This is a genomic window from Legionella sp., assembly GCF_049790535.1.
In the GTDB taxonomy this organism is placed as follows: domain Bacteria; phylum Pseudomonadota; class Gammaproteobacteria; order Legionellales; family Legionellaceae; genus Legionella.
In genome coordinates, this window is record NZ_JBAQZB010000011.1 from 1 (window position 1) to 13,137 (window position 13,137).

Sequence of the window (13,137 nt, forward strand, 5' to 3'; positions counted from 1 at the left end):
ATCTTATATTATTCACTATATTAAAACTGTCTTTTCCTACTTTAATAAACTTTTGAACCAAGTTTGGATTCTGAAATTCTGACCCCGTTAGGTTTTCAAATTCTTTAACCAAAATAGCTTTTTTTTCTAAAAGAATATTCTTGAGGATAGTAAGCTCAAGTAAACAAGCCTCTTTTAGCGATGGAGTTATGTGTTTATTTGCTTTGATTTTAATGGCAGCTAAATTCAATACCTTCAGTCCCTCATCTACTGTATTGGAATAACATTTTTCTTGAGTAACATAGAAATTAAATGTCAATCTTTGTAATTTTTGTTCATAATATTGATAAATTACTTGGGTAATCAAGATTTTCTGTGCTTCATCCCACTCAGCTACAGGAAGTTTATTCCAATTATGGTTCGTTTTTTCAACTGTGTATTTAGATTGAATCAATTGTTTATTAAACAAGGCCTTATTATACTCTTTTTTGATGTTCCATAAAACAACTATTTTTGTTAGTTCAGTTTTATTTTGAAAAAGATCGCGAGTTACATTGAACTGTCCAGTTACAATCAGAAAAAATAACAGGTTATGTTCACAAAGATAGATAATTTCATGAAGTATTTGTGTATTTTGAGCGAAGTCATCTAATGTATTAGGAATACTATTAAGCTTTCTAAGATAGTACAAATAAGCTACCAATAAAGGATAGGTCGTTTCAGACAACTCAACGTTCCTTATAACACTTTCTCTCAGCTCCTGCCTGAGATTTTTTAAATGCTCATCCCATACTAATTGAATGGATTTCATGCTTCAATCCCTGTTTTACCGTTTGCAATATATGAATATAGTTTATTCTTTTAGTCTTTTTTACTCTTAAAATGATTTTTTAAGGATTTCCAAATAAACATATACTTTTAAATCAAAGTGTTATTAAAAGCAACTTTTAATTATTAATTGGGTTCTGACAATAAAAATTGGCTAATAATTGGTATACTTCTGGATAATACTGTTTAATTATTATTGGCTTCTCAAAAAAAAATTCACTGAACACAGCAAAAAACTCTCCTGCGGAAGTAGCTGCATAAGGATCAATAGGAATAGGATTGTTGTTTTGTAATCGCATTTCAAAATCGGCATAGGCATGGCTGAATACCGCAGTCCATTGTTTTCCAGACATTCCTTTATGAAGAGGTGGAAAACCATTTGCTCTACCATTTTGCATATCTAATTTATGTGCAAATTCATGAATTACCACATTTCTACCTTCCATTTCACAGAGATGTAATGCGTCATCGCAGGACAAAATAACTGGGCCACGTTGCCATGATTCGCCAAGCAGATTGAGCCTACCTTGATGCACCACACCATATTCATCCATCTCGCTATGCTCTCGCGAGAATGCGTTAGGATAAATCATTACGGACACCCAATCATTATACCAATCTAATCCAAGATTCAAAATAGGAAGGCAAGCCTGCAAAGCAATAATTAATCGCATCGTAGTGGTTATTTGTAACCCACCTATACCCTCCAGCGATTTATAGTGAAGAAAAAGAATTGCTAATCGCTTAAGCCTTGCTTTTTCCTGCTCACTTAGGCGCGTCAGTAATGGCAAATAAGCAAATGCCGCTTCCCATTCAACCTCAGTAACGGCTGAATGCTGCGCGATACGCTCATGCCACCATTCTTTTAGTCCTTGTAATAATGGCACTTTATCTCCTTAGCATTGATCTTATTTTTAGTTCTAAAAATTAAGTAACAGCTCTTCTCTGTATCTAGTCTAGTTCAAGCAAAATAACTTTGCTTTCGAAAGCATACCTTATTCAGCCTTTTTATTTTTTCTAGTTCTTTTTTTGTACTAAAATCACTTATACAGAGTTCAAACTAAAACTCATTCCAATTCAGGAGATTATTATGTCCAAATCCATATGGAAAGGAGAACTATCCTTTGGCTTGGTTGCAATTCCTGTCTCTTTGGTATCAACTGAAGAGCACCATGATCTTCATTTTCATCTTTTAGATGCAAAAACTAATTCGCGCATACGTTATCAACGTATAAACGAAGAAAATGGTAAAGAAGTTGACTGGAACGATATTGTTAAAGGCTACGAGTATGAAAAAAACAATTACATTGTAATAGATGAACGTGTCATTGAGAAGAAAAGTCCAGAATTATTTAAAACTGTAAACATCGAGGAGTTTGTTAATTTCGATGACATTGACACTCTTTATTTAGATAAATCTTATTACCTAATTCCTGAAAGTAAAAATAAAAAAGCCTATGTTTTATTACGTGAAGCTTTGAAAAAAACCAATAAAGTAGGTGTGGCCAAGATTATTATTCGTACCAAAGAATCCTTAAGCTTAATTCTGCCTTATAAACATGCCTTGCTTCTCTACTTAGTTCATTTCAAAGAGGATATACGTGAGGAAAGTGAAGTAAATGTACCTATCGACGAGGTGAAAAATTATAAAGTAAGTTCTGCTGACATAAAAATTGCCATTAATCTTATTGATGAAATGACAAGCGCGTGGACACCAGAAAAATATCATAATGATTATCAAGAAACGATGAAAAAATGGCTTGCTCAGCAAACAGCAAAAGTCAAAAAATCTAAAAACAAAGCAGTAAGTACTATAAAAAATAATACTACTGTAGTTGATTTCATTTCGTTATTAAAAGAAAGTATGAAAAAAAACAAAAAGACTTCCACTAAGAAAAATACCCTTAAAAAAACTAATAAATCTTAACGTCCAAGTGGTCAACTACAGATTAGCTTTTTTGTGAGTGGTGACTTCGAATGGTCACTTTTGCAGCGAAGATAAAATATTTAACGCAAATTCTCGTTGTGGATTAAGTCCACAAACGAGAATTCACCAAGAGATTACTAGTTCTTTTTATTTTTACTTAGTTTGATCTTTAATGCCGAAAAAACCTTTTATTTGGCCAAATATCCCTTCAACTTCTTCCTCTAACTCACTAAGAGATCCTAGTTTTTGAACAATCCCCAATTCTTCTTCGTTAAGTTCAATTCCAATTTTACTTAGTGCTTCTTGAGGATTTGCTTTTAATTCATTTAAAAAATTAGGATCATTTTTTATAGATTCAATCACAGTCATAATTTTTGGACTTTGGCTAGCTAATGTGTTGAGATCCATGGTAATTCTCCTTTTTATCTACATAAATACCCAGCTCATATCAATGACAAGTACAAGTAGGTGATGGAGTACCATCCTTACACATTTGATGACCGCTAGACTTATTGCATTGAGCTATCCCACCATGACGTGAGCAACAACCTTGAGCACTTGTGCCAGTGACAGGAGTACTTTTACTCCCACTACGAGGTGTTGTAGTAGTCGTTGATTTTCCGTTCCACCAATGACTTTTAGACTGAGTTGGTGTACTTGTAGTAGCTGGAGGGGTTGTTTTAGTAGTTTTTGATTTAGTAGTCTTTTTTGGAATAGCACAAGTACATGTTGGAGAAACGGTACGATCTTTACATATCTTGTAACCTGTAGATTTATTACACGAAGCAACACCACCATGACCCGCACAACATGCAGCATATGCCCCTGCTAATGGGCTGATAAATAAGAAAAGTGCTATAATAGCATGATTAATCGATTTAGAAGTCAAATTAGTATTTTTCATTTTTGGAGCTCCATATCCATATTGACATTTATAATATAGACCATATTTAAGAAAAACTGCATAACATAAATAAAAAACATAATTAACATTCAATTATATCAATATAAACACAACTTGTATTAGGATAAAATCCAAAATTGTGGGTTCCATAAGAATAACTGCTAAATAGATTACCCTAAAGTAACATGTGGTACATCCACCCAACGTGTAGTATATGCTGGTGATTTAAGTTCCGCGCGCATCGCCCAAGGCTGTGAGAACCCTTCAGCAGCTAAGCGGATGGTACTTCGACCATATTTTTGGTTGATTTTCTCAAAAATGGACATCAGTTGTTCCGTTTTTTCTAACTCCCCCTCACTAAACTGATAAAACATATCCAACTGTCTTGAGTCTTTAGTAACTAAGCCTTCAAAACATACACCAGCTTTTTTATAAAAAAATCCAGGCTTAAAAATGCGTTGTAAACCGTTTTTTGCTATCTGGGTAATAATTCGCAAATCATCGGTAGGATTAATAAAATCCACTTCCAAGGATTGAACATGCTGGGCCAAATCTTCACGAAAACGGTTGGTATACACAAAGACATACATGCGTTGCGCAACTAATTTTTGCAGACGCATTTTTTCCACAGCACGCGCGCAATGGCTGCTCACTGATTGCGCTACACTGGAAAACTCAGTTTGCATCTGGCCAAAACTTTTAGAAGAGACAATGCTTTGCTTGGATTTGGGTTCTATAAGCCCTTGACAAGAAATTCCTTGCAGTTCCATTGCGATGCGCATCATCACCACATTAAACTGTTTTTTTAAAAGATGAACATTAGTTTGCGCCAAATCATAAGCTGTTTGAATACCGTAAACAGTCAACTTTTTATCCCATCGCTTCCCTATGCCCCATACATCACTCACGACAATTTGTTTTAATAGAACCTCGCGATTGTGGGTTAAATTAACTACAGGAATTTTAAATACCTTTTTACATAAATGATTAGCAACCTTAGCCAGTGTTTTGGTAGGCCCAATACCAATTGAGGTAGGAATGCCAGTATTTTTAAGGATTTTTTGTTGCAATTTATGACAAAATGAATCATGTAGATACAGTGGCAAACTACTTAAATCAAGGAAGGCCTCATCAATAGAGTACACTTCAACTGCTGACCATGATTCTTCTATAGTACACATCACTCGCTGGCTGATATTGCCGTATAACGTGTAATTGGAAGAAAATACTTTAATTCCATGCTGCTTACATAATCCCTTGATTTTAAAATAAGGTTCTCCCATGAGAACCCCTAAAGCTTTAGCTTCATTCGAACGCGAAATACAGCAGCCATCATTGTTTGACAAAATTACAATGGGCCTATTTCTTAAATCAGGACGAAACAAACGTTCGCAGCTGACATAAAAATTATTGCAATCAATAAGAGCAAACATGATTAAGACAACTCATGAAAAACACAAGTCACTACCCCCCAAATTACCATCTCCATCTCTTCGGTAATATCAATAGGTTTAAATTGAGGATTAGCTGACAGTAACTGTACCCGTTTCCCTTTACGCGACAAACGCTTCACAGTTAACTCCCCATTTACAGCAGCAATCACAATTTTTCCATCTGTGGCTTCAAGACTTTTATCAACCAATAACCAATCACCAGAAAAAATTCCTGCATCCACCATGGATTCACCTATAGCTTTTAAGACAAAGGTTGATGCAGGATGACGGATAAACTGGGTATTTAAATCAAGATATCCTTCAATATAATCATCTGCTGGTGATGGAAAACCTGCTTGCACTTTACTGGAGAACACAGGTAGGTGATATGATTGATTAATCAACTGGTTAATACCAGCCAGATGCGATACAGGCACACGAATAATTTTGGTGGGTTCTTTTTTAGGACGTCCTGTCCCAACTCTCTTTCCGCCTCGCGGTGACATAATAATGCTCATTTATGATAAGTGTTACAATTATCATAGAGACTAAAAAAGTACCTGTAAATCCCCATTGGAAGGGGAATACTGCAAATGCAGACTAAGTATTTGAGAACATTAAGAAAGTTTTTTTACAGCTACTTGATGCACACTAGTTAATCGATTTGCTTCAATCGTAAAGATTGATGCATAGACCCAAATCCCTCCCAGGGATCGTGTTTTAAATGAATTAAACGTGGTGGAACATTTTTAATAGTAAACTCCGTATCTTTACGCTGCGCGGTTAATTCATCCCAATGAATAGGAACCGAGACCGGAGCATGAGGCCGTGCGCGAGTCGAATAAGCAGCCACTGCCGTAGCCCCTTTTTGATTACGCAAATAATCCACAAAGATTTTTCCGCTACGTTTAGTCTTTGCTATTTTACTAATGTACTTTTCAGGCTTTAACTGCTCCAGAAATACGACAAACGTGTGGGCAAAATTTTTCACCTCCTCCCAGGAATACTCAGGTTTAATGGGAATAACCACATGTAATCCTTTGCCTCCTGTTGTTTTTACAAAGGAGGTTAATTTAAATTCCGCTAAATGCTGTTTAATCTCTCGGGCGCTTTGCACTATTTCTTGCCAAGCTACATCTGGTGCTGGATCTAAATCAATCACTAAAATATCAGGATTATCTAATTGATTAATCAGACTGCCCCAAGGATGAATTTCCAATACGTCCATTTGCACTAAACTAAACAATCCTTCGGTGTTATCTAAGTAAATGAGTTCCTCAACATTTTTTTTCTCTTGCACCGTAATCGCTTTTAATTTTTTAAGGGTAGACTCATTAAAATGACGTTGAAAAAAACAGCGCTTAAAATTTTGTGGGCAACGTACTAAAGATAAAGGTCTATTGATAATGTAAGGAAGCAAGTAGTCACTGACTGCCTCATAATATGAAAGAAGCTCTTTTTTGGTAATGCCCTCTTCAGGATAAAGTACTTTATCAGGATGAGTGAGGATAATAGAAGAAGATTTTTGAGCATGAGCGCCTGTTTTCCTCTTTTTATTAGTTGTGTGTGCGATATGCGCTAATGAAATTTCCTGCTCTTTTTTTACCTCATGCGCTTTTTTATCGATTCTTAATCCCTTAAAACTGGGATGACGTAAATGCCCCCCTTGCGTCCATTGCGAAAATTCCACCTCCCCAACCAGCACTGGCTTTACCCAAACTACCTTTGATGAGGCAGGTATTCTGGTCGAGAATGGACTTTTTTTTGTTTCATATTTTTTAAGCTCTATAAAAATTTCCCGTAAGGCTTTTTGCGTAAATCCAGTACCCACTTTGCCCGTATAAATTAATTTTTTGCCATCAAATACCCCAAGATACAAAGAGCGAAAATCACGTCCATTTTGCGATAATGTATAACCACCAATGACAAATTCCTGGCGTTTGATGCATTTTACTTTAAGCCAGGATTTACTGCGTTTGGAAATGTAAGGTGAATTCACTTCTTTAGAAACAATACCCTCTAAAGCCATGGAACAAGCATGCCGAAACATCTCTTCTCCATCATTAATAATATGGTCGCTGTATTTAAGAATAGGATGTTCTATGGGCAACACACTTTTTAATAGTGCTTTACGCGTCACCAAAGGCAGAGACCGTAAGTCATACTGATCATAAAAGAGTAAATCAAAAATATAGTATATTAAGGGCGTGGATCCTTCCCCTTTAATAACATTTTGCAACAACTGGAAATCAGATTTTCCTTGTTGATTTAATACCACCACCTCACCATCAAAAATTACCTGCTTCAAAGAGAGGGCTCTAAGGGCATTAGCCACTGGAATTAAATCTTGAGTCCAATCTTTGTTATTGCGTGACTTTAATACCACCTCATCCAGGTTTATTCGCGCAAGAATACGATAACCATCAAATTTAATTTCATGAAGCCATTTCGATCCCTCAGGCACACGGTCAACCAAGGTGGCTAACTGAACTGAAATAAAATCAGGAAATTGATTGCTTTTTAACGCAGCCGGTAAATTGATTTTTTTTGAGTGTGGAGGAGCCTTTTTCATTTTGGATCCCCTATTTGAATGCCATACATGCTCAGACTGCTCTGCAATTTCTTCTATAGAATAACCATTAATAACGCTATCAGGTTCTTCAATGGTCACATCATAGTCTGTTAATTTTTGTGCCCATTCATCACGATGTTTGATTAAAAACCAATGTTTTTCGTCTTTAAAGCGAATTAAATCCCACCGCCCTTTTAATTTTTCTGCGTGAAGTTCAAAGCGTAAATGGCCATGATGATAGGCCTGAGCAGGGTTCTCATCTAAAGGAGTCCAAATACCCTTATCCCATAACATAACTGCCCCACTACCATATTGTCCCTTGGGAATAATCCCTTGAAAAGAACCGTACGCTACAGGATGATCTTCGACATGCATAGCAAGACGTTTCACCGAAGGATCAAAACAAGGACCTTTGGGGACAGCCCAACTCAGTAACACCCCATCGAGTTCCAAACGAAAATCATAATGCAAATGGCTTGCTGCATGTTTTTGAATAACATATAAAAACTTATGAGCAGAATTTAATTTCCCTTTCGGTTCGACGGTTTTCTTAAAATCACGCTTTCGTTTATACTCCTCCAGAGCCATGCAAAAATCCTTTTATAAAAACCATTATTTTTTAAGAACACAGCTTGCTGATCCATGCGTGCGAAATACCTATCAAACCAAGCCGCTACTTTTTTAACAAGTCACTTCTATCACATTAACCACTAAATACATAAACGCAGATAAATTGTGTAATTGTATAAAACTTAGCTCATCTACAACAATCTTCATGCAACCATTCTCCCTAAATAATAAATACTTCGACTTTATTACCTCTACACTGTCCAAAATATAACATAAGAATACTTGGGTTAATATGGTGAAAAGAACAGCTTACCATTCAGTCATATGTTCGTCTGAACTGAGGTAACTTCTTGAAACTTAGCGCAGGACCTGGAGTTCGTGCCAAGATTTTGAGATGCGCTTAAAGCCGCTCCTCAGCTTCGTATGCTAAATAAATAAAATTACTAAAAATATGAGGATACTTTAAATCAAGGTAAAAAATACATGATCAGTTTCTGATGAGCGTTTTACCCACCGACAGCTTTTTTATCCTTTTAAATTCACGGAGCATCCATTGATAAATTGTTCTCTTATTTTTCCTCCTAACTTTTATATAGGATGGGTATATGTATTAATACTTAATACGGCGTTTAACAGTCGTTGAGTATATGGATGTTCTGGATGTTTAAAAATTTTTTCGCAAGTACCAAACTCTACTGCCTTACCTTCTTTCATCACCAAAACTTCATCTGCAATATAAGATACAACGCCCATATTATGGGTAATAAATAAATAAGAAATACCCGTTTCTTGCTGTAATTCTTTTAATAAATTTAGGATTTGCGCCTGAATTGACACATCTAATGAACTTGTTGGTTCATCACAAATTAAAATATCAGGCTCGGTGGCTAAAGCCCGGGCAATACAAATCCGTTGTCTTTGGCCGCCAGAAAATTGATGAGGATAACGATGCAAACTACTTAATGGTAAATTGACATGATTCAATAATTCCTTTTGTCTTTGGAAGATAATAGAACGCCGCATCCCTTGTGCATGCATTCCCTCAGCAATAATTTCACCAATGGTCATGCGTGGATTCATAGAAGCAAAAGAATCCTGGAAAATAATTTGTACTTTTTTTCGGTATTCTCTTAATGCTTTTCTCCTCAAAGCTAATACATTACAATCACGGTAACGTATCTCTCCTTCAGATGCGGGTTGTAAACGCAATAAAGCCCGACCGGTAGTTGTCTTACCACAACCAGACTCCCCGACCAATGCCAATGTTTTTCCTTGTCGCAAACAAAAAGAAAGTTGATTAACTGCTTTAAAGAGTACTTTATTGCGAGTAAATAGTCTTTTTTTTTGCACAAAATCGACTGATAAATCCTTTACTGCGAGAATGATTTCCTCCTTGGTACTAGCCACACTCCAAGTTATTTTTTTAGTTTCTAACGCAGGCAGTTTTTCAAGTTCAGGGTATAAATGACAACGCACCATGCGTTGATCATACTCCTGTAATTGTGGCTCTTCCTGCTGACATCGCGCAAAAGCATAAATACATCGAGGATGAAAACGACAACCTGATGGCAAGTCATCCAAAGCGGGAACAAAACCACGAATAACGGATAAGCGCTCTGCTTTTTTGGCAAAAGAAGGTAACGAAGCAAATAATTGCTGTACATAAGGATGCTTTATCTGAGCAAAAAAATCATGCGCAGCAGATTGCTCCACCACTTGCCCAGCATACATCACGCAAACACGATCAGCTATTGCATTCACGACACCTAAATCATGAGTAATCAGCAACATACTCATTCGATGCGCTTTTTGTAACTTCTTGAGCAATGCCAAAATCTGTGCCTGAATGGTTACGTCTAAAGCAGTAGTCGGTTCATCTGCAATTAAAATTTCCGGATTACACGCTAAAGCCATGGCAATAACCACACGCTGTTTTTGACCGCCAGATAATTGATGTGGATATTGATTAATCTTCAACTCAGGCTGTGGCATTTCCACCTCCTCCAGTAAGGCTAAGATCGCAACATTTAACTCTTTTTTGCTATATGATTGATGTCTAAGCAACACTTCAGCCAATTGTTCACCAATCGTCATAATTGGATTTAAGGCAGTCATAGGTTCTTGAAAAATCATGGCCAAACGACATCCTCTTAATTGCCGCATCATATGTTCCGACAAATTTAAAATGTCCTCTCCGTCGATATTAACTTGGCTCGTAATGCCATAAACACCTGATTTAGGCAACAAGCGCATTAACGCCAGAGATGTTAATGATTTCCCACAACCAGACTCGCCCAGCAAAACCAGAGTTTCACCAGGACATAAGGTAAAGCTTACCTCATTGAGAGCAGGAATTATTTGTTGATGCTTTTGAAAAGCTACCGACAATTGACGTGCTTCTGCACTATGTTTCATAAATTTATAGTACTAACTAGTAAGTATTCCTTTACTGTATCATATCTATGATAAAATAAATCCAGTACACCAATTGGAGTGAATGCCTATGTCAGAAAACTACACCGCCCAGGCTATTGAAGTCCTAAGTGGACTTGAACCTGTCCAACGTCGTCCCGGCATGTACACTGATACCACTCGTCCCAACCATCTGGCTCAAGAAGTCATTGATAACAGCGTGGATGAAGTACTGGCTGGATTTGCCGAGCACATTAAAGTGACGCTGCATGAAGATGGCTCTATTGAAGTCGAAGACGATGGCCGTGGCATGCCGGTAGATTTACACCCGCAATTAGGTTTATGCGGCGTTGAAGTAATTATGACTCGTCTGCATGCTGGGGGTAAATTTTCTGATAAAAACTACAGCTTTTCCGGTGGCTTACATGGGGTAGGCGTATCCGTGGTTAATGCGTTGTCCGATCGTCTTGATGTCACCATTAAACGTAATGGTATTATTTATCAAATGTCCTTTGCCAATGGCAACAAGACTTGTGAATTAAATGAAACAGGTACTACCAAAAAGAAAGACACCGGCACCCTTATCCGTTTTTGGCCTAATGCCAAGTATTTTGATACGACACGGATTTCCATCAAGCATTTAACCCATGTTCTAAGAGCTAAAGCCGTACTGTGTACTGGCCTCTCCATGACATTTATTAATAAAACAAATAATGAAGAATCTCACTGGTGTTATGAACATGGTCTTGTTGATTATTTGAATCAATCCTTAATGGATGGTGATTACTTACCTGAAGAACCATTTACTGGAGAATTTAAAAGTCTTGAGGCTACAGTTGATTGGGCGTTGGTATGGTCTCAGGGTGTAGGTACAAGCTTTAGTGAAAGTTATGTGAATTTAATTCCTACCATTCAAGGTGGAACGCATGTAAATGGTTTACGTTCGGGTTTATTTGACGCAATGAACGAATTTTGTGAATTAAGAAATCTAATACCTCGTGGAGTGAAGCTTACAGCAGATGATTTATGGGAACCTTGCCAATATGTGTTTTCTGTAAAAATGAAAGAGCCTCAATTTGCCGGACAAACAAAAGAGCGTTTAAGTTCCCGGCAAATATCTGCGGTAGTGAACAACGTGGTTAAAGATGCGTTTGGATTGTGGTTAAACCAGCATCGTAATCAAGGTGAAGCCATTGCCACACTGGCAATACAACGAGCCCAAAGCCGCTTAAAACAAGCAAAACAAGTAGCACGCAAACGCGTGAGCCAAGGTCCCGCTCTTCCGGGAAAACTGGCTGATTGTTTGCAAACAGATCTTAATCAGGCTGAATTATTCCTCGTAGAAGGAGACTCGGCGGGTGGGTCTGCAAAACAGGCGCGTAATAAAGAATTCCAAGCCATTTTACCTTTACGGGGAAAAATTCTTAACTCATGGGAAGTGGATTCGTCACAAGTCCTAGCATCGCAGGAGATTCATGATATTTCTGTAGCCATCGGCGTCGACCCTGGCTCTGTCGATCTCTCTGGCCTACGTTATGGCAAAATATGTATTCTTGCGGATGCTGATTCAGACGGTGCGCATATTGCTACATTAATATGCGCCCTATTTCTTCGTCATTTTAAACCCTTGGTTCAGGCAGGACATGTGTTTGTTGCTATGCCACCGCTTTATAGAATCGACGCCGGTAAAATTATTCATTATGCTTTGGATGATGAAGAGAAAAATCGTTTCATCAATCATTTGGCTCAAATAAGTAAAGCAAAGGCTAACGTACAACGTTTCAAAGGATTAGGAGAAATGAATCCCATACAGCTGCGTGAAACAACCATGGCTCCTGATACACGTCGACTAGTACAACTAACCTTGGATGACGAAGAAAGTGCTGAAGCAATTATGGATATGATGCTTAATAAAAAACGCGCTGGTGATAGAAAAATCTGGTTAGAAACTAAAGGAAATTTAGCTGAAATATAATTTTGCATAGGCTAAGTAATGTTCCTGAAGTTTTTTTGAACAGATTTTTAATTTCATCACGATCTACCCCCTCTCCCGCGCTAGGAGCTTTGGAGAGAGGGAATGTCGTGAATGATAAGATGCTCTTGGCTTTAAAGTAGAGCAGTCATAATGACTTCAAGGACAGATGTTGTTTGCTGGAAGACATGATGATTCCAAAAGCGCAACATTTTAAACCCATACGCCATTAGCCAATCACTACGCTTCATATCGTACATTTGATTGTCCATGTGTTGGCTACCATCAAGCTCGATAATCAGTCGTTTTTCAAGACAGACAAAATCAACGATGTATTCGCCTATTGGTACTTGTCTCTTGAATTTAAATCCAAGTCTATTTGCGCGAAGATAATACCATAGATACCTCTCAGCATCCGTACTGTTTTTCCTTAGATCTCGAGCTCGTTGTCTTAACACAGATTGTTCCACGCCCTCTCCCCAACCCTCTCCCGTGAAAAGCATCATCATACTATTAAAACTCCTAGCGCGGGAGAGGGGC

The 13,137-nt window shown here is 37.5% G+C and carries 10 protein-coding genes and 1 pseudogene; 2 read left to right on the forward strand and 9 right to left on the reverse strand.

Annotation, left to right across the window (positions count from 1 at the left end):
• A pseudogene (locus WA877_RS00475) lies at window positions 1-790 on the reverse strand (hypothetical protein); the annotation flags it as partial.
• Between the two features lie 136 nt (window positions 791-926).
• Window positions 927-1,694, reverse strand: coding sequence for a zinc-dependent peptidase (locus WA877_RS00480; protein WP_425168984.1), 768 nt, complete (start codon window positions 1,692-1,694; stop codon window positions 927-929).
• Window positions 1,695-1,897: 203 nt separating this feature from the next.
• On the opposite strand from WA877_RS00480, the gene WA877_RS00485 reads away from it, so the two are divergent.
• On the forward strand, window positions 1,898-2,734 hold the full coding sequence (locus tag WA877_RS00485; protein ID WP_425168985.1) for a Ku protein: 837 nt from the start codon (window positions 1,898-1,900) through the stop codon (window positions 2,732-2,734).
• 153 nt (window positions 2,735-2,887) lie between these two features.
• Here WA877_RS00485 and WA877_RS00490 read toward each other — a convergent pair whose 3' ends face one another.
• The 6 genes from WA877_RS00490 to WA877_RS00515 form a co-directional block, all read right to left on the reverse strand.
• Complete coding sequence (locus tag WA877_RS00490) at window positions 2,888-3,142, reverse strand: hypothetical protein (RefSeq protein ID WP_425168986.1); 255 nt, start codon at window positions 3,140-3,142, stop codon at window positions 2,888-2,890.
• Between the two features lie 40 nt (window positions 3,143-3,182).
• On the reverse strand, window positions 3,183-3,638 hold the full coding sequence (locus WA877_RS00495) for a hypothetical protein (protein WP_425168987.1): 456 nt from the start codon (window positions 3,636-3,638) through the stop codon (window positions 3,183-3,185).
• A 170-nt stretch (window positions 3,639-3,808) separates the two neighbouring features.
• On the reverse strand, window positions 3,809-5,071 hold the full coding sequence (locus WA877_RS00500) for a Y-family DNA polymerase (protein WP_425168988.1): 1,263 nt from the start codon (window positions 5,069-5,071) through the stop codon (window positions 3,809-3,811).
• Between the two features lie 2 nt (window positions 5,072-5,073).
• Complete coding sequence (locus WA877_RS00505) at window positions 5,074-5,577, reverse strand: LexA family protein (RefSeq protein ID WP_425168989.1); 504 nt, start codon at window positions 5,575-5,577, stop codon at window positions 5,074-5,076.
• 149 nt (window positions 5,578-5,726) lie between these two features.
• Complete coding sequence (gene ligD / locus WA877_RS00510) at window positions 5,727-8,231, reverse strand: DNA ligase D (RefSeq protein WP_425168990.1); 2,505 nt, start codon at window positions 8,229-8,231, stop codon at window positions 5,727-5,729.
• A 570-nt stretch (window positions 8,232-8,801) separates the two neighbouring features.
• Window positions 8,802-10,628: an ABC transporter ATP-binding protein gene (locus tag WA877_RS00515; RefSeq protein WP_425168991.1), complete on the reverse strand. Its 1,827-nt coding sequence runs from the start codon at window positions 10,626-10,628 to the stop codon at window positions 8,802-8,804.
• 88 nt (window positions 10,629-10,716) lie between these two features.
• Here WA877_RS00515 and parE point away from each other — a divergent pair, with 88 nt between their 5' ends.
• A complete protein-coding gene (gene parE, locus WA877_RS00520) occupies window positions 10,717-12,600 on the forward strand; it encodes a DNA topoisomerase IV subunit B (protein WP_425168992.1) in 1,884 nt (627 codons plus the stop codon).
• 131 nt (window positions 12,601-12,731) lie between these two features.
• On the opposite strand, the gene WA877_RS00525 is transcribed toward parE, so the two are convergent.
• Window positions 12,732-13,100: an endonuclease domain-containing protein gene (locus WA877_RS00525; protein ID WP_425168993.1), complete on the reverse strand. Its 369-nt coding sequence runs from the start codon at window positions 13,098-13,100 to the stop codon at window positions 12,732-12,734.
• Window positions 13,101-13,137: the final 37 nt, after the last annotated feature.